Raw genomic sequence first — 20939 nt, 5'->3', positions numbered from 1 at the left:
CCTCTGTGGCGGGGTGTCATAGAGATGTCACACAAGCTTCCTAGAGTCGCCGGCATGCCCTGTAACGGGGTTTTGCTGTACGTCAAAAGGAAGCTTCATGAAAACGACCCTCCAATTCGCAACCGCCGGCCTCGTGGCCGCCGCTTTCGCCCACGTCCCCGCCTTTGCCCAGAACGTGACCGGTGCCGGTGCCAGCTTTCCGGCGCCGCTGTATGCCAAGTGGGCCGGCGATTTCAACAAGGCGACCGGCACCCAGGTCAACTACCAGTCGGTCGGCTCGGGCGCCGGCATCAAGCAGATCGAAGCCAAGACGGTCGATTTCGGTGCTTCGGACATGCCGTTGACCGACGACGAACTGAAGGCCAAGGGCCTGATGCAATTCCCGACCGTGATCGGCGGCGTGGTGCCGGTGGTCAACATCGCCGGCATCAAGCCGGGCGAACTGAAGCTCAGCGGTGCAGTGCTCGGCGACATCTACCTCGGCAAGATCACCAAGTGGAACGACCCGGCGATCAAGGCGCTGAATGGCTCGCTGGCGCTGCCTGACGCAGCCATCGCTCCGGTGCGCCGCGCCGACGGCTCGGGCACCAGCTTCCTGTTCACCAACTACCTGAGCAAGGTCAACGCCGACTGGAAGAGCAAGGTCGGCGAAGGCACGGCCGTGAACTGGCCGATCGGCACCGGCGGCAAGGGCAACGAAGGCGTCGCTGCTTTCGTGAAGCAGTTGCCCAACTCGATCGGCTACGTCGAGTACGCGTACGTCAAGCAGAACAAGATGGTCTACGCGCAGATGCAGAACGCAGCCGGCACGACCGTGTCGCCCGACGACAGCGCCTTCAAGGCCGCCGCCGCCAATGCCGACTGGAGCAAGACCTTCTACCAGGTGCTGACCAACCAGGCCGGCAAGGAAGCATGGCCGATCACCGGCGCTACCTTCATCCTGATGCAGAAGGTGCAAGACAAGCCGGCCAACGCCACCAGCGTGCTGAAGTTCTTCGACTGGGCTTACAAGAGCGGCGACAAGACGGCCGACGACCTCGACTACGTGCCGATGCCCGACAACGTGAAGACGGTGATCGCCAAGTCATGGGGCGAGATCAAGGACACGTCGGGCAAGTCCGTCGCGCCCGCCGCCGCCAAGTAAACCCGCCCGCCAAGTAAACCCGGACAGGCGCGCGCATGAGCAGCATTTCCCCGCTCGACGCGTCGCCGTCTTCGTCCCTGTCGGAGCGACCCGTGTCATCCACCTTTCCCGCCAATGGCACCACGCTCGACCTCTCGGCCGAGCGTGCCACGCCTTCCACGCCCCCCCCGGCCAAACGGCCGCGCACCGGCGCCCTCACTGACAAGCTGTTCGGCATGGCCGCGATGGGCGCCGCGCTGCTCACGCTGGCGCTGCTGATCGGCATCCTGCTGTCGCTGTTCGCCGGCGCCTGGCCGGCCATCTCCAAGTACGGCCTGAGCTTCCTGACCAGCACGACCTGGGATCCGGTGCAGGAGGAGTACGGCGGCCTCGTGATGATCTACGGCACGCTGGCGACCTCGCTGATCGCGCTGGTCATCGCGGTGCCGGTGAGCTTCGGCATCGCACTGTTCCTGACCGAGCTGTCGCCCTCGTGGCTCAAGCGCCCGCTGGGCACCGCCATCGAATTGCTGGCCGCCGTGCCGTCGATCGTCTACGGCATGTGGGGCCTGCTGGTGTTCGGCCCGATCCTCGCGCAGTACGTGCAGCAGCCGCTGCAGAAGCTGTTTGCCGGCGTGCCGTACCTCGGCGCGCTGGTGTCCGGCCCGCCTGTGGGCATCGGCATCCTGTCGGCCGGCATCATCCTCGCGATCATGATCATTCCGTTCATCGCTTCGGTGATGCGCGACGTGTTCGAGGTGACGCCGCCGCTGCTGAAAGAGTCGGCCTACGGGCTTGGCTCCACCACCTGGGAAGTCGTTTCCAAGGTGGTGCTGCCGTACACCAAGGCCGGCGTGGTCGGCGGCATCATGCTCGGCCTCGGCCGCGCGCTGGGTGAAACGATGGCCGTCACCTTCGTGATCGGCAACACCAACCAGCTCAATTCGCTGTCGGTGTTCGAGGCTGCGAACAGCATCACCTCGGCGCTGGCCAACGAGTTCGCCGAAGCCGGCGCCGGCCTGCACCAGGCGGCGCTGATGTACCTCGGCCTCGTGCTGTTCTTCATCACCTTCGTCGTGCTCACGCTGTCGAAGCTGCTGCTGCAACGCATGAAGAAGAGCGAGGGCACCAAGTCATGACCACCGCAGAAAAGCCCCTGGCCGTGAAGGCCCTCAACGAAACGCGTGCGGCGAGGTTCGCCAGCCGCAAGCGCGTCAACCAGATCGCGCTGACGCTCTCGCTCGCGGCGATGGCGTTCGGCGTGTTCTGGCTGGTGTGGATCCTCTGGGAAACGCTGCGCCAGGGCATCGGTGGGCTCGCGCTCGCGACCTTCACCGAAATGACGCCGCCGCCGAACGAGGCCGGCGGCATCGCCAACGCGATCTTCGGCTCGCTCGTGATGGTCGCGATGGCCACCTTCGTCGGCACGCCGATCGGCATCATGGCCGGTATCTACCTGGCCGAGTACAACCCGAAGGGCTGGCTCTCGAACGTGACGCGCTTCGTCAACGACATCCTGCTGTCGGCGCCGTCGATCGTGATCGGGCTGTTCGTGTATGCAGTGGTCGTGGCGTACTTCAAGAGTTTCTCGGGCCTGGCCGGTGCGCTCGCGCTGGCGCTGATCGTGATCCCGGTCGTGATCCGCACCACCGAGAACATGCTGCAACTGGTGCCGCCGGGGCTGCGCGAAGCAGCCTATGCGCTCGGCACGCCGAAATGGAAAGTGATCATCAGCATCACGCTGCGCGCCGCGCGCGCCGGTGTGGTCACGGGCATCCTACTGGCCGTGGCGCGCATCGCGGGTGAAACCGCGCCGCTCCTGTTCACAGCGCTCAACAACCAGTTCTGGACAGCCGACATCTCGCAACCGATGGCCAGCCTGCCTGTGACCATTTTCAAGTTCGCGATGAGCCCGTACGAAAACTGGCAGCAGCTGGCCTGGGCCGGCGTGTTCCTGATCACCGTCGCGGTGCTGGGTCTCAACATCCTCGCGCGGATCCTCACGCGCAACAAGCTTTGAAAGACAACAACATGGTCGCCACCCTCGCACAACCCGCGCGCTCGAAGATCTCCGTCAAGGACCTGAACTTCTACTACGGCAAGTTCCACGCGCTGAAGGGCATCAATCTCGAGATCCCCGAGAACAAGGTGACAGCCTTCATCGGCCCGTCGGGCTGCGGCAAGTCGACCTTGCTGCGCACCTTCAACCGCATGTTCGAGCTCTACCCCGAGCAGCGCGCCGAAGGCACGATCGCGCTCGATGGCGAGAACCTGCTGACCAGCAAGCAGGACGTGGCGCTGATCCGCGCCAAGGTCGGCATGGTGTTCCAGAAGCCGACGCCGTTTCCGATGTCGATCTACGACAACATCGCCTTCGGCGTGAAGCTGTTCGAAAACCTGAGCTCCAGCGACATGGACGACCGCGTGGAGTGGGCGCTCAAGAAGGCTGCGCTCTGGACCGAAGTGCGCGACAAGCTCCAGCAAAGCGGCTCCGGCCTCTCGGGCGGGCAGCAGCAGCGGCTGTGCATTGCACGCGGCATCGCGATCAAGCCCGAAGTGCTGCTGCTCGACGAGCCTTGCTCGGCCCTCGACCCTATTTCGACGGCAAAGATCGAAGAACTGATCGCGGAGCTCAAAAGCGAGTACACCGTGGTCATCGTGACCCACAACATGCAGCAGGCCGCGCGCTGCAGCGACTACACGGCCTACATGTACCTCGGCGACCTGATCGAGTTCGGTGCCACCGAGCAGATGTTCTTCAAGCCGCAGCGCAAGGAGACCGAGGACTACATCACCGGCCGTTTCGGCTGATCCGGAGCAACGACATGACTGAAAAACATCTCTCCAGCCAGTTCGACAGCGAACTGAATGCCGTCTCCTCGCGCGTGATGGAGCTCGGCGGCATGGTCGAGTCCCAGATTCACCAGGCCGTGTATGCGCTCTCGCAGTTCGATGCCGAGGCCGCCGACCGCGTGATGCAGGCCGAGCACAACGTGAACGCGATGGAGATCGAGATCGACCGTGAGCTGTCGTCGATCATCGCGCGGCGCCAGCCGACCGCGCGCGACCTGCGCCTTTTGATCGCCATCTCGAAGACCACCGCCAACCTGGAGCGCGTGGGCGACGAGGCCAACAAGATCGCGCGCATGGTCAAGTCGATCATCGAGAGCGGCTCGGCCCGCGCCTTGCCGTCGACCGAGATCCGCATTGCGGCCGACCTGGCATCGGGCCTGCTGCGCAAGGCGCTCGACGCCTTCGCGCGGCTCGACACTGTGGCGGCGGTGTCGATCCTGAAAGAGGACGACCTGATCGACAAGGAGTTCGACGGTTTCGTGCGCAAGCTGGTCACCTACATGATGGAAGACCCGCGCACCATTTCCGCCAGCCTCGACCTGCTGTTCCTGGCCAAGGCGATCGAGCGCATCGGCGACCATGCCAAGAACATCGCCGAGTTCATCATCTACATCGTCAAGGGCGCCGATGTACGGCACACTTCGATGGAAGAGATCGAATCCGCACTGCAATGAAGAAGCCCAGAGTCCTGATCGTTGAAGACGAGTCCTCGATTGCCGAGCTGATCGCGGTCAATCTGCGCCACAACGGCTTCGATCCGATCTGGGCCGAAGACGGCGTCTCGGCGCAGCGCGAGATCGACAGCGGCCTGCCGGATCTGATCCTGCTCGACTGGATGCTGCCGGGCCAGAGCGGCCTGGTGCTGGCACGCCAGTGGCGCAAGGACGCGCGCACCAAGGCGGTTCCGATCCTCATGCTCACCGCACGCGGCGACGAGCCCGACAAGGTGGCCGGGCTCGATGCCGGGGCCGACGACTACATCACCAAGCCGTTCTCCACGCAGGAAATGCTGGCACGCATCCGCGCCGTGCTGCGCCGCCGCGCACCCGAGGTGGTGACCGAGCGCGTCGAGATCGGCGAGCTCGCGCTCGACACCGCCACGCACCGCGTGACCTGGCAGGGCCAGTCGCTCAAGGTCGGGCCCACCGAGTTCAAGCTGCTGGCCTACCTGATGCAGCACGCCGAGCGCGTGCACAGCCGCTCGCAGCTGCTCGACAAGGTGTGGGGCGACCACGTCTACATCGAAGAGCGCACGGTCGACGTGCATGTGAAGCGGCTGCGCGAATCGCTCGGCGCAGCGGCGGCCATGGTCGAGACGGTGCGTGGCGCCGGCTACCGGCTCACCGCACAGATCACGGCTTAGCCGTTCCGGCCTCCAGCAGGCCCGCCGCGCCGCACCTGGCGCGGATAATCCCTCGCCATGCCCTTTCGAATTGCTACGTTTTTGATAGCGTCCTGCGCAGGCGCAGCGGCCGCTTCCGCCATTCTGGGTTTGAAGTTTGCGTGGGCTGGCGCCTGGCTTGGCGCGTTGCTGTGGTTGTTGCTCGATGCCTGGCGCGCCGGGCGGCTGCTGGCCGTGCTGCGCAGCGACGTGGCTGGCCTGCCTTCGCGCGGGCCGGGTATCTGGGGCGAGCTGTCGGAGCGCATCCGCAAGCTGCTGCGCGAGCGCGAGCAGCAGACGCGGCAGGCCGAAGACCGTCTCCAGGAATTTCTGGCCGCGATCCAGGCTTCGCCCAACGGCGTGGTTCTGCTCGACGAACAGGGCCGCATCGAATGGTGCAACCAGACGGCCGCCACGCAGTTCGGCATCGATGCCGAACGCGACATGCTGCAGCACCTGGCCAACCTTGTGCGCGACCCGGCCTTCGTGGCCTACCTGGCCTCGTGGAACTACAGCCGCGACGTGCTGATCAATGGGCAAGGCGGCACGCAGCGCCGCCAGCCGGTTCGCCTGTCGGTGCAGGTGCATCCCTATGCCGGCAACCGCCGCATGCTGTTGACGCGCGACATCACGGCGCTGGAGCAGGCCGAAACCATGCGGCGCGACTTCGTCGCCAATGTCTCGCACGAGATCCGTACGCCGCTCACGGTGCTGGCCGGGTTCGTCGAGACGCTGCAGAACCTGCCGCTCGATGCCGAGGAGCGCGCGCGCTACCTGCGCCTGATGGGCCAGCAGTCGAGCCGCATGGAGATGCTGGTGAACGACCTGCTGACCTTGTCGCGGCTCGAAGGCAGCGCAGCCCCGCCGCCCAACCAGTGGATTCGCATGCGCGCGCTGCTGGTGCAGTGCGAGGACGAGGGCAGGGGCCTGTCGGGCCGGCTTGCGCCGCAGGGCCACAGGCTGTCGTTCGCGCTCGATGCCGATTCCGAAATCGCCGGCGCGTCGACCGAACTGCAGAGCGCAATGTCGAACCTGCTGAGCAACGCCATCCGCTACACACCCGGCGGTGGCCAGGTGGCGGTGAGCTGGAAGCTGCTGCCCGACGGGCGCGGCGAATATTCGGTACGCGACAGCGGGCCGGGCATCGCGGCCGAACACATTCCGCGGCTCACCGAACGCTTCTACCGCGTCGACCGCAGCCGGTCGCGCGAGACCGGCGGCACCGGGCTTGGACTGGCCATCGTCAAGCACATCGCGCAGCGGCATGGTGCCGAACTGCAGATCGAGAGCACGCTGGGGCAGGGGTCGAAGTTTGCGCTGGTGTTTCCTGCTGCGCGGGTGCGCGAGGCCAGGGAGCGGGTGAGTTGATGCCGGTTCGGTGAGCCGGTCTACCAGGCGAAAGGCCTGAACCTGCAGCGCGCGCAGAAAAGGACAACGGGCTCGCCGTCGCCGAGCGTCAGCGTGCCGGAGCGGAACTGGTCGATGCGCCAGCGACCGCTGCGCCCATCGCTGAAAGTCACGTCGCCAGCGGCGTAGCAGGGCGACCAGTCGAGTGTGAAGTGCGCGGCGCGCGCGGTTGTCGTCTTGGCGCGCGCGAGATAGCGCCTGACGTGTGCCTCGCGCAGGCGGAAGCCATCGCAACGGATCGCCGGATCTTTCTCCGCGGCCGACTTTGCTGCGTTTTCAGTGATGGCGATCCGGCGGATCGCGGGCAGTTCCAGTGGGCAAAGCGGCGGTTCGAACTCCGAGCCCGCAGTGCAGCCGGCATTCGCGTGAGTGGCCGACGCGGCCACGCACAACAACATCGATGCGGCGACGCGGATCATCATCGGGTGGCGGCCGGGACGCGAATCGTCCGCCAGAGCAGCGCCATGAACAGCACTGCCGTTACCGCCAGTGCGGCGGCGCCCATGAGCCAGAACGCCAGTGGCGACTGCATCGCAGCCCACGGCCCGAGGCCGCGGTAGGCCAGCAGATAGCTGCCGCCGAGCCCCACGCCCCACAACAGCGCGCAGTAGAGCAGCAGGGGCAAAACGGTCACGCGGTAGCAGCGCAGCACGAACACGCACATCGTCTGCAGCACGTCGGCGATGTGGTAGCCAGCGGTCACGACCAGCAGCGCCGCCGCCAGCGCCGCCACTTCCGGGTTGGCCGAGTAGATGCCAGCCAGCCAGCCGCGCAGCAGCAGCATCGCGGCTGCGATCAGCAGCGCCATGGCGGTCGCAAGCTCGAAGCCCCTGCGGCAGCTATGCCGCGCCAGTGCGGGCTCACCAGCGCCGAGCCAGAAGCTCACCCGCGCGCTGGTCGCGATCGAGAGCGACAGCGGCATCATGTAGGCCACGGCAGTGAGGTTGGACGCGATCTGGTGCGCCGCCGCCGCAGCAGTGCCCAGCCGCGCAATGAACAGCGCCATCAGCGTGAACGAAGTCACCTCGACCAGCACCGCGAGCCCGCCCGGCCCGCCGAGCCGCAGGAACCGGCCGAGCTGGTGCCAGTCCGGCGGCTCGATGCGCTGCCAGAAGCGGTAGCTGCGGTAGAACGCGGCCTGGCGCAGCAGCACCAGCGCGCAGGCCAGCATCGTCCAGTTCACCACCAGCGTGGCCAGGCCGCAGCCGACCAGGCCGAGTGCCGGCACGCCGGCGCCGCCGAAGCAGAACCACACCGACAGGGGCAGCTTGATCACGAGCGAGGCGAGCTGCAGCCAGGTCACGAGCTGGGGTTTGCCGAGGCTCTGGTTCAGCGTGCTGAACAGGCGGAACAGCAGTGCCGGCGGCAGCCCGAACGCAAGCACCGCAAGGTAGCGGCCGACCTCGTCCTGCATCGCTGCGGGCACGCCCGTCCAGCGCATCAAGGCATCCGGATGCAGCAGCACCGCCATGCCGAGCGCGATGGTGAAGCCGCACAGGTAGAGCGACTGCCGCACCGAGCGGCCCACTTCGGCCGTGCGGCGCGCGCCGTGCAACTCGGCCCAGACCGGCAGCAGCGCCTGCAGCACGCCCATGAGCGAGACATACACGCTGATGAAGATGGCCGAACCGACCGACAGCGCCGCGAGGGCGCCTTCGGCATAGCGGCCTGCCACGATGGTGTCGGTCACGCCGAATGCCATCACGGCGAGCTGGCCGACCAGCACGGTGCCGGCGTGGCGCGCGATGACGCGCCATTCGCCGACCGCGCCCGCCGGGCTCACGGGACGATGCGCTGGTACAGCAGCAGGTCGTCGCTCGGGCTGGTGGGCCGCCGCAGGGTGCCCATGAAGCGCCACTGATCGAGGCTCACGATGTCGTGCAGCCGGGCGATCACCTCGGGGTTGACCAGCAGCCAGCCGCAGTCGGTCTTGCCGTTCAGCGGCTGCAGCTCGAAGTGGCCATGGTGCTGCAGCGCCGCCAGGTGCGGACGCTGCAGGCCCAGCTCGGAAATGCACTTGGCGCTGCCCACGCGCTCCGAGATCGCGCGCACCTGGGGCACGTAGCTGCGCGCGTAGTCGAGCAATGGCAGCCACAGCGTCATCAGCAGCATCCAGCAAAGGGCCGCGCCGCCGGCCGGCAGCACGAGCGTCTTCCAGAGCGCGGTGCGATGGCGGCCGGTGCGCCAGCGCACCAGCCAGCACCATGCCAGCGTGGCTGCCAGCGCGAACACGAATGCCGGCACCGAGAACTGGGGCACGAAGCCGGGCGCGAGCTTGGCAACGTTGGCGGCCGGCTTGGCCGGCACGCCAGTCTGCATCGCGATCCAGATCACCCAGATGATCACGGCCGAACCGCTGAAAAAGAGCAGGGTGAACCAGTCGATCAGCGCCGCCACGCTGCGCCGGAAGGTGGGCAGCGCAAAAGCCGCGAGCGTGGCGAAGGCCGGCAGCCCGAGCAGCAGCGAGCGCTCGGAGAAATCGGTGGTCAGCGTCGCTGCCAGCGGCACCAGCGCGAACCAGAACGGCAGCGCCACATGGCGTGCGGTGAGCTGCCGCCGCCAGCGCCAGAGCGTCCACACGGCCAGCGGCCAGGCCGGCCAGGTGAACCAGAGCAGCAGCTTGGCCTGGCTGCGCAAATCCTTGATCACCGACACGTTGACGGCGCTGCCCGGCAGCACGATGTGCCAGCGCAGCAGCCCGAGCGAAATCGCGAGCACTGCGGTCAGCACCGTGATGGCGAGCATCGCGGCCAGCGCGTGCCGCGGATAGGCCGGGCCTTCGGCGTCGTCTTCCCCAGGGTCGATCGACCGGCGCCGGTGCCGCTCCCAGCCCAGGAACAGCACGCAGCCGCTGCTGAGAATCAGTGCCAGCGTGGGCGCGCCGCTGAGCGCCATGCCGAACGCGCCGAGCACCAGTGCGAACCACCCGCTGCCATGCCGGTGCGGCAGGGCGGCAATGCCGTAGAACAGGTTCGCGGCGAAGTACAGCTGCGCGAGCGCCGGCGTGGTTTCATGCCCGAGCTGTGCGAGCCCGAGGCAGGCCAGCAATGCCAGCAATGCCCCGTCGGCCATCGCGCGGGCGTAGTCGGTTGGCCTTGCCTCGCCGCCGAAGGCAAACGCCAGCGGCTGGGCGCGCGGCGTGCGCGCAAGGTGGTACACCGCGTACCACGTCGCCGTGAAGCTGCCCCAAAGCAACAGGGCAAATGCGATGCGCACGGCCAGGTCGGGGTTCACCCACGCCGGCGCGATCTTGATGGCCCAGGCACCGATCCAGTAGGGCAGCAGTGCCGGCGTCTCGGGCCGCAGGCCGAACAGCAGCGGATCGAACCAGCGGGCGATGCCTTCGGTGCTGCGCGCCAGCTCGGCCATGTAGCCGAAGGCCGTGATGTCGGCGCTCTTCCAGGGGCCGCGGCCGAGCAGGCCGGGCATCAGGTAGGCCGCGCACAGCAACAACAGGGCGACGCGCGGCAAGCGGCGCACGGCGGCTTGGGCAACGATGGCAGGCGTCGGCTGGCTCAACGGAGGACGGAAGAAGGGGCGTTGGGAATGAAAAAGGGCAGCGCGGTAAACCGGGCTGCCCTCGACCTGGAAGCGGCGAGCTTACTTGGAAGCGGCGCCGGTGGTCTTGCCGAAGCGGTTGCGGAACTTTTCCACACGGCCGCCCATGTTGTCGACCGACTTTTGCGTGCCGGTGTAGAACGGGTGCGATTCGCTCGTGGTGTCGAGCTTGAAGAGGGGCAGCTCGCGACCGTCGTCGGTCTTGCCCATTTCCTTGGTGTTCGCGCACGAACGGGTCACGAACTTGAAACCGTTCGACATGTCGACGAACAGGATTTCGCGGTAATTGGGGTGGATGCCTTCTTTTGCCATGGTTTTTCCTTTTTGCGCCCTGGAATCTGTGCGCGATCGATGCGAGAGCCACGTGCCCGGCGATCCTGCCCGGCCGCACTTTTCGCGGAGCCCATGATTATCGCATACTGCCCCGTTTCCGAGCAAACATCGCCATCCCATGACCTCCACAACGTTGCACGCCGGCCTCGTCGGCTACGGTTTTGCCGGCCAGACCTTTCATGCGCCGGTGTTATCTGCCGTGAACGGGCTCGAACTGGGCGCGATCATGACCTCGCAGGCCGACAAGGCGCAGGCCGACTGGCCGGGCGCGGCAGTCGTGCCCGACTTGGCCGCACTGCTGGCACGGCCCGACATCGACCTGGTCGTGGTCGCGGCGCCGAACGACGCTCACTTTCCGGTGGCCAAGGCCGCGCTCGAGGCCGGCAAGCACGTGGTGGTCGACAAGCCGTTCACGCTCGACGCGGCGCAGGCACGCGAACTCGCTGCCTTGGCGCTGCGCCAAGGGCGGCTGCTGTCGGTCTACCAGAACCGGCGTTTCGACGCGGATTTCCTCACGCTGCGCGATGTGCTTGCGAGCGGGCGGATCGGCCGGCCGGTGTACTTCGAATCGCATTTCGACCGTTTCCGTCCCCAGGTGCGCGAGCGCTGGCGCGAGCAGGCGGTGCCCGGCGCCGGCCTGTGGGTCGACCTCGGCGCGCACTTGGTCGACCAGGCGGTGCAGTTGTTCGGCCGGCCCGACACGCTGCAGCTCGACACGGCTGCGCTGCGCGACGGCGCACGGGTCGAAGACCATTTCCACGCGTTGCTGCGCTATGAGAGTGGCCCGCACGCGCCGCTGCGCGTGGTGCTGCACGCCAGCACGCTCGCGGCCCATGCGGCGCCGCGCTACATCCTGCACGGCACCAAGGGCAGCTACGTGAAGCACGGCACCGATCCGCAGGAAGACGCGCTGCGCGCGGGCGGGAAACCTGGCAGCGAAGGGTGGGGCGTCGACCCGCTGCCGGGTGAGTTGAAGGTGGCGGCAGTCGATGACTGGGTGCAAAGCAGCACATGGCCCAATCGTGCCGGCAACTATGTCGACTACTACGCCGCGGTGCGTGATGCGATCCTCGGCAGCGGCCCCAATCCGGTGCCGCCCGAGCAGGCCGTGGCGCTCATGGAACTGCTCGACCTCGGCGCCCGCAGCGCCCGCGAAGGCCGGGCGCTCCCCACTTAAAAAAAAGCCCGTCAAAGACGGGCTTTTGTTCGTGAACACCGCGGAACCGGCTTTGCCGGGCCGCTGGTGTTGCCCCCTGAAAGGGGGTTGGCGAAGCGACACGAAGTGCGCGAAGACTGGGGGTCAGCCACCTCTGCGCATCATGTCGAAGAACTCGACATTGGTCTTGGTCGCCTTCATGTTCTTGAGCATGAGCTCCATCGACTCGATCTCGTCCATGTTGTACATGAGCTGACGCAGGATGCGGGTCTTTTGCAGAATCTCGGGGGCGAGCAGCAGCTCTTCGCGGCGCGTGCCGCTGCGGTTCAGCTGAATCGACGGGAACACGCGCTTTTCGTACAGGCGGCGGTCCAGGTGGATTTCGGAGTTGCCGGTGCCTTTGAACTCTTCGAAGATCACTTCGTCCATGCGGCTGCCGGTGTCGATCAGCGCGGTGCCGATGATGGTCAGCGAGCCGCCTTCTTCCACGTTGCGCGCGGCACCGAGGAAGCGCTTGGGCCGCTGCAGCGCGTTGGAGTCGACACCGCCAGTGAGCACCTTGCCCGACGAGGGCACGACATTGTTGTAGGCGCGGGCGAGGCGGGTGATCGAGTCGAGCAGGATCACCACGTCCTTCTTGAGTTCGACCAGGCGCTTGGCGCGTTCGATCACCATTTCGGCGACGTGCACGTGGCGCGCAGCGGGCTCATCGAAGGTCGAAGCGATGACTTCGCCCTTCACGGTGCGCTGCATTTCGGTCACTTCTTCAGGGCGCTCGTCAACGAGCAGCACCATCATGTGGACGTCGGGGTAGTTGGCGCTGATCGCGTGGGCGATGTGCTGCATCATCACCGTCTTGCCGCTCTTGGGCGGCGCCACCAGCAGGGCGCGCTGGCCTTTGCCGATCGGCGCGATGATGTCGATGATCCGGCCGGTGATGTTCTCGTCGCTCTTGACGCCGTCGCGCTCCAGCTTCATCTGTTCCTTGGGGAACAGCGGCGTCAGGTTCTCGAACATCACCTTGTGCTTGTTGTTCTCGGGCAGGCCGTCGTTGACCTTGTCGAGCTTGGTCAGCGCGAAGTAGCGTTCGCCGTCCTTCGGCGTGCGCACTTCGCCTTCGACCATGTCGCCGGTGTGCAGGTTGAAGCGCCGCACCTGGCTCGGGCTGATGTAGATGTCGTCGGTGCTGGCCGTGAAGCTGGTATCGGGGCTGCGCAGAAAGCCGAAGCCGTCGGGCAGGATCTCGAGCACACCGTCGGCAAACACCTGTTCGCCCGCTTTCGCGCGCTTCTTGATGATGGCGAACATCAGCTCCTGCTTGCGCATGCGGCCGGTGTTTTCGATCTCAAGGGCTTCGGCCTGCTTGAGGACTTCAGACACGTGGAGTGCCTTGAGTTCGTTTAAGTGCATGGAATGACCCCTGGTGGGGTTTTTCGACTGGAAACTGGGGGGAGGTTTGATGTGAGGCGAGAGGTGCCTCACAAACCGGGGAACTCGAACCGGGGCGCTTGTGGCGAGCCGGTGATCTGCTGCGGATTATGCAGCAAATCTGGCGGGTGGCGCGTTGCGCGCCGCCCGCCGGGTGGAATCAGGCTGCAGGAGCGAGATGCTTGTCGATGAAAGCGGCGAGTTCGGTCTTGCGCTTGGCGCCGACTTCGGTGGCCACCAACTGCCCGTTGTTGAACAGCATGAGCGTCGGCATCGCACGGATGTTGAACATGCCGGGGATCTCGCGGTTCTCGTCGACGTCCATCTTCACGATCTGCACTTTGCCTTCGTAGGTGGCAGCGACTTCGTCGAGGGCGGGCGCCATCTGCACGCACGGGCCGCACCATTTGGCCCAGTAGTCCACAAGCACCGGCACGCTCGATTTGAGTACGTCGGCTTCGAAAGAGGAATCGGTCGTATGTTTGATGAGTTCGCTGGCCATGTTGGAATCCTTGAGCGCTGAGTGAAACCCGGGGTCGGGTGCAGCTAAAGTTCGGGTCATTGTGACAGAGATCAAGGTATCGCGTGCCATGGGCACAGGCTATCGGCGTCATAGTCAAAAGCCCCCTGCAGCCTCTCTGAAATGGCCTCGTTTTCCCTGATGAACCCCGTCGACGCCCACGCCCCCCACGCGCTCTGGTGCGACCCTGCCACCGGCGTGGTCGCGCGCATCGTCGCTGCCCTGCGCCAGCGCGACGCGCACCCGGCGCGTGCGGTGGTCCTGGTGCCGTATGCGCAACTCATGAACGTGGCGCGTGCGATGTGGGGGCGCTGCGGCCACGCCGGCTTCGTGCCGCGCTTTGAAACCACGCGCAACTGGGCCCGCAGCGCGGGCGGATTCCTGCCTGCCGGCTACGACATTGCCTTCGACATGGCGCGCGATCTGCTCACGGCCCAGTCGCTGCTGTCGCAGGCCGGCTTCGGTGCCGAGCGCCAGGCCTGGGCCGGGCGCGTGGTCGAGCTGGCCATGCAACTGGCGCCGCTGGCTGCGGCCGAGTTGCCTGACGCCCGCAGTGCCTGGGCGCAGCGGGCGACGCGCGCGGCCGAAGCCGGCAACGAGTCGCAGTGGTTCGACATCGAGCGCGCGCTGGTGCGCATCGCCGTGTTGTGGGCCGCGACCTCGGCCTATGCCACCGACGTGCTGTTGACCGACACCACGCGCGGCCAGGTCGACGCGTTGATCGTGCTCGACGGCTTCCAGACCGATCCGCTGACGCAGAAGCTGGCCGCGTTGTGGGGCGAGCGTGCGATGCATCTGCCACTGGTGGCCGCGGACGGGCCGGCAGGCGACGCCACCCTGCATGGCGCCACCGACCCCGAAGACGAAGCCGACCTCGCTGCCGCGTGCGTGCTGCGCCACCTGGCCGAAGGCCGCGCGCCGGTTGCGCTGGTCGCTACCGATCGCGCGTTGACGCGCCGGATCAGCGCGCAGCTTGTGGCGCAAGGCGTGGCGCCGCACGACGAAACCGGCTGGAAACTGTCGACCACGCGCGCCGCCGCCACGCTGATGGGTGCATTGCGTGCCTGTGCCCACGACGCGAGCAGCGACCAGGTGCTCGACTGGCTGAAAGGCACGAGCGCGCAGGCCTCGCTGGTGCTGTCGCTCGAAGCGCGCCTGCGCCGCGACGGCCAGCGCGACTGGCTGGCCTGGTGCTCGCACATCGCACGCAGCGAGCGGCCGCAAGACGCGGCGCTGCTGTTGTTCACCGAAGGCATCGAGGCGCGCCGTGCGCAGTTGATGCACGCACGGCCGCTGGCCGACTGGCTGCCCGCGCTGCGCGCGCTGCTGCAGGCCGACGGTTCGTGGGATGCCTTGGCCGCCGACCTGGCCGGCGCCAACGTGCTGGCCGCGCTCTGGCTCGACGCCGAAGGCGGCGAAATCACCGGAGGCCGCCACACCCTGGCGGAGTTCACCGCCTGGGCGCGCGATGTGCTCGAGGCGGCGAGCTTCGTGCCGCCGACCGGCGGACAGGCGCCGCAGGTGGTGGTGCTGCCGCTGCACCAGTTGCTGGGCCGCGCGTTCGGTGCCGTGGTGATTCCCGGCTGCGACGATCGCCGCTTGCCGGCCTCGCCGGAGCCCCCCGGCAACTGGAGCGCGGCGCAACGCCTCGAGCTCGGCCTGCCTGCGCGCGAACTGCTTGAATCGGCGCAGCGCGCCGCCTGGGCCACCGCGTTGCGCAACCCCTTCTGCGATCTGCTGTGGCGGCAGTCGGACGCCAGCGGCGAGCCGGTCCAACCCAGCCCGCTGGTGCAGGCACTGCAGTTCGACCATGCGCTGCACCCCGGCACCGAGCCGCGCAGCCTGCGCGAAGTGCCGCTGCAGCCCACGCTGCGGCCGCTGCCGAGCGGCGCGCTGCTGCCGCTGCAGAACGTTTCGGCCACGGTGTACGAAGACCTGCGACGCTGCCCGTACCGCTTCTTCGCGCTGCGCCAGTTGGCCCTGCGCAGCGCCGACGAGCTCGACGCCGAAGTCGACAAGCGCGATTTCGGCAACTGGCTGCATGCCGTGCTGGGGCACTTTCACGAGGCATTGCAAGAGGCGCCGACGCCCGATCTGCGGGCGCGGCTGGCGATGATTTCGACGGCAGAGCAGCGGGCCACGCGCGAGTTCGGATTGTCCGAAGCCGAGTTCCTGCCGTTCGCCGCCGCATGGCCTGCCGTGCGCGACGGCTACCTGGCGTGGCTCACCGACCACGAAGCCGACGGCACCACTTTCGTGGAAGCCGAGCCCTGGAAGGAGCAGCCGCTCGGTGCGCTCAAGCTGGTCGGTCGGCTCGACCGCATCGACCGCACGCCCGACGGCCGCGCCTTCGTGATCGACTACAAGACCGAATCCGCCGCGACCACGAAAGAGCGCATCAAGGAACCCACCGAAGACACGCAGCTCGCTTTCTATGCCGCGCTGGTGGCCGACGACACCTTGCGCGCTGCCTACGTCAATGTCGGCGAGAAGTCCTCGGGCACGCAGACCTTCGAGCAGGCCGAGGTGGTCGATGCGCGCGACGCGCTGGTGGCCGGGCTGATCGACGACTTCACGCGCATCGGCGAAGGCGCTGCGCTGCCGGCACTCGGCGAGGGCATGGTCTGCGAGCACTGCGCCGCGCGCGGCCTGTGCCGCAAGGACTTCTGGGAGCTGTCCGAATGAACGGCGCAGCCTACGAACACAACGGCGCCCACGTTGCGCGCGAAGCCTTCTACACGATCGCCTGCGACCCGCGGCGCTCTGTCGCGGTCGAGGCCTGCGCCGGCGCGGGCAAGACCTGGATGCTGGTGTCGCGCATCGTGCGGGCCTTGCTGGAGCAGGGCGACAACGCCTGCGAGCCGCACGAGATCCTGGCCATCACCTTCACCCGGAAGGCAGCCGGCGAGATGCGCGAGCGGCTCGACCAGTGGCTCGAGAACTTCGCAACGCGCGCGCCTGCAGACCTGGTGGGCGAGCTCACGATGCGCGGCCTTTCGCCGCAGGCCGCCAGCGAGGCCGCGCCGCGCCTGCAGGGCCTTTACCGGCGCCTGCTCGAGGGCGGGCGCCCGGTGCAGTTCCGCACCTTCCATGCCTGGTTTGCCGGCCTGCTGCGCAATGCGCCGCTGGCGGTGCTGCAGCAGCTCGGCCTGCCCGCCAACTACGAACTGCTCGAAGACGACGCCGAGGCGCGCGCGCGCACCTGGCGCCCGTTTTTCGAGGCATTGGCCGAGGACAAGGAGGCGCTGGCCGACTATTACGCCGTGGTCGCGACGCATGGCCGCTCGCAGACCACCAAGGCGCTCGGCGAGGCGCTCACGCGGCGTGTCGAGTTCTCGCTGGCAACGCCGGAGACGGCGGTGCAGCCGTTCGGCGTGCTCTACCCGGCGCTGGCCGGTCTGGACGAGCCGACGCACGGCCTGCGCGGCGAAAACGTACGGCAGCGCTGGCTGGCCCACGCGGCCGCGCTCGGTCGCGAGTCCAACAAGACGCCGCAGAAGGCGGCCGAAGCGGTCATCGATGTGTTCGGCACCGGCTCGCCCGATGACGATGCCTTGCCCGCAGCGCTCGCGCGCCTGCGCAAAGCCTTCTTCGTGGCCACCGAAGACCGCCTGAACAAGAACCTGCAGAAGTTTCCCGCCGCGCAGGAGGCCGAGGCCGAGCTGCAGATGCTTTGCGCCGCGCAGGCCCAGCACGGCGCATGGTGCTACCAGCAGCGCATGACGCGCCTCACGCGCCTGCTGCTCACTGCCTTTGCGCAGGTCAAGCGCGTGCACGGCTGGGTCGACATGAACGATGTCGAGCAGGCCGCGCAACTGCTGCTGGGCGAGTCCGCGCTGTCGGGCTGGGTGCAGGAGCGGCTCGATGCGCGCATTGCGCACCTGCTGATCGACGAGTTCCAGGACACCAATCCGCTGCAGTGGCAGGCGCTCTACGGCTGGCTCAGCGGCTACACGGGTGCCGGCGGCCGCGCGCCGCGCGTGTTCATCGTCGGCGACCCGAAGCAGAGCATCTACCGGTTTCGGCGTGCCGAGCCGCAGGTTTTCATCGCGGCCAAGGCCTTCGTGCGCGATGGGCTGGGCGGCGACGAGCTCAACTGCGACCACACCCACCGCAACGCGAAGGGCGTGATCGCCCTGGTCAACCAGGCCATGGGTGCCGCGCAGCAGGCCGGCGAATTCGAGGGCTACCGCGCCCACACCACCGAGCGCAAGGACGATGGCGAGGTGCTCAAGCTGCCGCCGATCTCCCGTGACGCAGTGGTGGGCGCGGGCGTGTCGGCCCCGGCGGACGACGGCATGCTGCACTGGCGCGACAGCCTCACGACGCCGCGCGTGCTGCCCGAGGAGCAACTGCTGCAAAAGGAATGCGAGCAGGCCGCGCGCTGGATCGCGCAGCGCATCGCCGACGGCACGCCGCCGTCGCAGATCATGGTGCTGGCACGCCGCCGCAGCCGCCTGGCCGCCATGCAGGACGCATTGCGCCAGCGCCACATCCCGACGCAGCAGCCCGAGAAGAACGACCTGCACGATGCGCCGGAGGTGCAGGACGTGGTCGCGCTGGTCGATGCGCTGGTGTCGCCCGCGCACGATCTCTCGCTGGCGCGGGCCCTCAAGTCGCCGCTGTTTGGCGTCGACGATGCCGCGCTGGTGCAGATCGCGCTGCGCCAGCGTGCGCAGCCCGGCGCAAGCTGGTTCGCGCTGCTGCAGGCAGACGACCTGCCCGAGTCCATCGCCTCGATTGGCGCGGTGTTGCGGCGCTGGCAGGGCTGGCTCGCCGCGCTGCCGCCGCACGATGCGCTCGACGCGATCTTTCACGACGGCGACGTGCTCGCGAAGTTCGGCGCGGCCGCGCCGGTCGCACTGCGCCAGAGCATGCTGGCCAACCTGCGCGGCCTGCTGGCGGCATCGCTCGAGATCGAGGGCGCGCGCTTTGCCACCCCCTACGGCCTGGTGCGCGCGCTGCGCGCCGGCGGCGTGCGGGCGCCGACGGTGACCGCGCCCGACGCAGTCCGCCTGCTGACCGTGCACGGGGCCAAGGGCCTGGAAGCCGACAACGTGCTGCTGTTGGATTGCGACGCGGCCGCACCGCGCTCGCAGACCATGGGCGTGCTGGTCGAATGGAAAGGCAGCGACCGCGCGCCGACGCGCTTCGTCTTCATGGCGAGCGAAAAGACGCCGCCTGCCTGCGCCGCCACGCTGCTCGAAGAAGAGCAGCGTGCGCGCCATCGCGAAGAGCTCAACGGTCTCTACGTCGCGACCACGCGGGCGCGCGAGCGGCTGGTGTTGTCGTCGGTGCAACCGGCCCGCGCCAACGAAGGCAGCTGGTGGGCGCGGCTCGAAGCCGCATGCGAGGCGACCGAGGCCGACCAACCGTTGGCGCCTGCTGCAGTACCCGGCACGGTCGCCAGTTTTCACATGAAAAAGCTGCCCGCAGCGCCCGTCCAACCGGCGCTGGAAGCGATCAAGACCCCGGCAGACACAACCCTCGATGCGCGCACCGCCGCGTTCGGCCAGGCAATGCACCGGCTGCTCGAATGGGCAGTGCCGGGCGAAGCGCTGCCGGCCGCGCACGTGCGCGCCGCAGCGCGCGAGTTCATGCTCGATGCCCGCCAGGCGCGGGGTGCCGCGCTGCTCGCCGAGCGCATCCGCGCGGGTGCGGGTGCCTGGGTGTGGGATGCGCGCATGATCGACTGGCACGGCAACGAGGTGACGCTGCTGCACGAAGGCGAGACGCTGCGCATCGACCGCCTGGTGCGCCATCGCGACAGCGGTGCCTGGTGGGTGCTCGACTACAAATCCGCGGCGCGGCCCGAACGCGACGCCGCGCTCATCGCACAGCTGCAGCGCTATCGCGCGGCCGTGCAAACCGCCCATCCCGGTGCCACGGTGCGCGCCGCGTTCCTGACCGGGCAGGGCGAACTGATTGACCTTGAATGACTGACAAGAAATCCGTCGCCGTGATCGGCGCCGGCCCGGCCGGCCTGATGGCCGCCGAAGTGCTCGGCAACGCCGGCGTGCAGGTGCACCTGTACGACGCCATGCCCTCCGTGGGCCGCAAGTTCCTGCTGGCCGGCCGCGGCGGCCTGAACCTCACGCACTCGGAACCGTTCGATGTCTTTGCCAGCCGCTTCGGCGAGCGCCGTGCGCAGATCGAGCCGATGCTTCGGCAGTTCGGGCCGCAGCAACTGCAGGAATGGGCGCACGGCCTCGGCATCGAAACCTTCGTCGGCACCTCGGGCCGGGTGTTTCCGAAAGACATGAAGGCCGCACCACTGCTGCGCGCATGGCTGCACCGGTTGCGGGCCGCGGGCGTCCAGTTCCACATGCGGCATCGCTGGCTCGGCTGGACCGACGATGGCGCCCTGCGTTTTGCCACGCCCGCAGGCGACGCTGTCGTGCAGGCCGATTCGGTGCTGCTCGCACTCGGCGGCGCGAGTTGGTCGCGCCTTGGTTCCGACGGTGCCTGGGTGCCCTGGCTGCAGGCGCGAAGTGTGGAGGTCGCGCCGCTGCTGCCAGCCAACTGCGGCTTCGACCTCGGCTGGAGCGCGCATTTTGCGGGTCGCTTTGCCGGCCAGCCGTTCAAGTCGGTCGCCATCTCGTTCACGGATTCAGCCGGCCGCAGCTTTGCGCGCAAGGGCGAGTTCGTTGCGACGGAAACGGGCATCGAAGGCAGCCTGGTCTACGCGGCTTCGGCCCTGCTGCGCGACGAGATCGCGGGGCAGGGCAGCGCGACACTGCTGCTGGATCTGCTGCCGGATCGCAGTGCCGAACAGGTGCTGGCAGCCGTGCGGCATCCACGCGGCGCCCGTTCGCTCAGCAGCCACCTGAAGAGCCGGTTGGGCATCGACGGCATCAAGGCGGGCGTGCTGCACGAGGTGCTGTCGCGCGAGCAGATGCAGACGCCAGAACTGCTCGCCGCCACGCTCAAGGCCGTGCCGCTGCGCCTGACCGCAACCCGGCCAGTCGACGAAGCCATCAGCACAGCGGGCGGCGTTCGCTTCGACGCATTGGATGACGGCCTCATGGCCACCGCACAGCCCGGCGTGTTCTGCGCCGGCGAAATGCTCGATTGGGAAGCGCCGACCGGTGGCTACCTTCTCACCGCGAGCATGGCCTCGGGCCTGGTGGCCGCGCAGGGTGTGCTGCGCAGGCTGGCGGCAGCGCGCTGAAACTCTGCG

At 67.7% G+C, this 20939-nt stretch carries 17 protein-coding genes; 11 read left to right on the top strand and 6 right to left on the bottom strand.

The genetic code is table 11. From position 1 onward, the window contains the following. The first annotated feature begins 97 nt into the window (after positions 1-97). From pstS to phoR, 7 genes are read left to right on the top strand one after another with little or no spacing between them, the layout of a single operon-like run. Complete coding sequence (gene pstS / locus QTI05_RS20975) at positions 98-1144, top strand: phosphate ABC transporter substrate-binding protein PstS (protein ID WP_286544907.1); 1047 nt, start codon at positions 98-100, stop codon at positions 1142-1144. 35 nt (positions 1145-1179) lie between these two features. Then, complete coding sequence (gene pstC / locus QTI05_RS20970; protein WP_286544904.1) at positions 1180-2262, top strand: phosphate ABC transporter permease subunit PstC; 1083 nt, start codon at positions 1180-1182, stop codon at positions 2260-2262. Beyond that, positions 2259-3143, top strand: coding sequence for a phosphate ABC transporter permease PstA (gene pstA, locus QTI05_RS20965; protein WP_286620689.1), 885 nt, complete (start codon positions 2259-2261; stop codon positions 3141-3143). Before pstC ends, pstA begins: the two co-directional genes overlap by 4 nt. Before the next feature lie 11 nt (positions 3144-3154). Next, positions 3155-3934 (top strand): phosphate ABC transporter ATP-binding protein PstB, encoded by a 780-nt coding sequence (pstB, locus tag QTI05_RS20960; protein ID WP_286544901.1) that lies wholly within the window; start codon positions 3155-3157, stop codon positions 3932-3934. A gap of 14 nt (positions 3935-3948) precedes the next feature. Beyond that, positions 3949-4650 (top strand): phosphate signaling complex protein PhoU, encoded by a 702-nt coding sequence (gene phoU / locus QTI05_RS20955; protein ID WP_286544899.1) that lies wholly within the window; start codon positions 3949-3951, stop codon positions 4648-4650. Beyond that, a complete protein-coding gene (phoB, locus tag QTI05_RS20950) occupies positions 4647-5339 on the top strand; it encodes a phosphate regulon transcriptional regulator PhoB (RefSeq protein ID WP_286544896.1) in 693 nt (230 codons plus the stop codon). The genes phoU and phoB overlap by 4 nt, the downstream gene beginning before the upstream one ends. Positions 5340-5396: 57 nt before the next feature. Beyond that, complete coding sequence (phoR, locus tag QTI05_RS20945) at positions 5397-6725, top strand: phosphate regulon sensor histidine kinase PhoR (protein WP_286544893.1); 1329 nt, start codon at positions 5397-5399, stop codon at positions 6723-6725. A gap of 20 nt (positions 6726-6745) precedes the next feature. On the opposite strand, the gene QTI05_RS20940 is transcribed toward phoR, so the two are convergent. The 4 genes from QTI05_RS20940 to QTI05_RS20925 form a co-directional block, all read right to left on the bottom strand. Then, a complete protein-coding gene (locus tag QTI05_RS20940; protein WP_286620687.1) occupies positions 6746-7186 on the bottom strand; it encodes a hypothetical protein in 441 nt (146 codons plus the stop codon). After that, positions 7183-8547: an MATE family efflux transporter gene (locus tag QTI05_RS20935; protein WP_286620685.1), complete on the bottom strand. Its 1365-nt coding sequence runs from the start codon at positions 8545-8547 to the stop codon at positions 7183-7185. Before QTI05_RS20935 ends, QTI05_RS20940 begins: the two co-directional genes overlap by 4 nt. Further along, entirely contained in the window at positions 8544-10283 is a 1740-nt protein-coding gene (locus tag QTI05_RS20930; protein ID WP_286544887.1) for a hypothetical protein, read from the bottom strand. The genes QTI05_RS20935 and QTI05_RS20930 overlap by 4 nt, the downstream gene beginning before the upstream one ends. 81 nt (positions 10284-10364) lie before the next feature. After that, the gene (locus QTI05_RS20925; RefSeq protein WP_007836661.1) at positions 10365-10634 is read right to left on the bottom strand and encodes a type B 50S ribosomal protein L31; all 270 of its coding nucleotides are present in this window, start codon (positions 10632-10634) and stop codon (positions 10365-10367) included. 139 nt (positions 10635-10773) lie between these two features. Between QTI05_RS20925 and QTI05_RS20920 the strand changes: the two genes are divergently transcribed. Beyond that, positions 10774-11832, top strand: a complete 1059-nt coding sequence (locus tag QTI05_RS20920; protein WP_286620683.1) for an oxidoreductase — start codon at positions 10774-10776, stop codon at positions 11830-11832. A gap of 123 nt (positions 11833-11955) precedes the next feature. On the opposite strand, the gene rho is transcribed toward QTI05_RS20920, so the two are convergent. Beyond that, positions 11956-13221, bottom strand: a complete 1266-nt coding sequence (rho, locus tag QTI05_RS20915) for a transcription termination factor Rho (RefSeq protein WP_286544882.1) — start codon at positions 13219-13221, stop codon at positions 11956-11958. A gap of 178 nt (positions 13222-13399) precedes the next feature. Beyond that, positions 13400-13741 carry a thioredoxin gene (trxA, locus tag QTI05_RS20910; RefSeq protein WP_286620682.1) on the bottom strand — a complete coding sequence of 114 codons (342 nt, stop codon included), beginning with the start codon at positions 13739-13741 and terminating at the stop codon, positions 13400-13402. Positions 13742-13882: 141 nt separating this feature from the next. Here trxA and QTI05_RS20905 point away from each other — a divergent pair, with 141 nt between their 5' ends. From QTI05_RS20905 to QTI05_RS20895, 3 genes are read left to right on the top strand one after another with little or no spacing between them, the layout of a single operon-like run. Next, the gene (locus QTI05_RS20905) at positions 13883-16444 is read left to right on the top strand and encodes a PD-(D/E)XK nuclease family protein (RefSeq protein WP_286620681.1); all 2562 of its coding nucleotides are present in this window, start codon (positions 13883-13885) and stop codon (positions 16442-16444) included. Then, complete coding sequence (locus QTI05_RS20900) at positions 16441-19698, top strand: UvrD-helicase domain-containing protein (protein ID WP_286620680.1); 3258 nt, start codon at positions 16441-16443, stop codon at positions 19696-19698. Before QTI05_RS20905 ends, QTI05_RS20900 begins: the two co-directional genes overlap by 4 nt. Next, entirely contained in the window at positions 19695-20930 is a 1236-nt protein-coding gene (locus tag QTI05_RS20895) for a TIGR03862 family flavoprotein (RefSeq protein ID WP_286620679.1), read from the top strand. The genes QTI05_RS20900 and QTI05_RS20895 overlap by 4 nt, the downstream gene beginning before the upstream one ends. Positions 20931-20939 lie beyond the last annotated feature (9 nt).

Source organism: Variovorax fucosicus (assembly GCF_030316825.1).
Classification (GTDB): domain Bacteria; phylum Pseudomonadota; class Gammaproteobacteria; order Burkholderiales; family Burkholderiaceae_C; genus Variovorax; species Variovorax fucosicus.
This window is presented reverse-complemented; position numbering and strand designations above follow the sequence as displayed.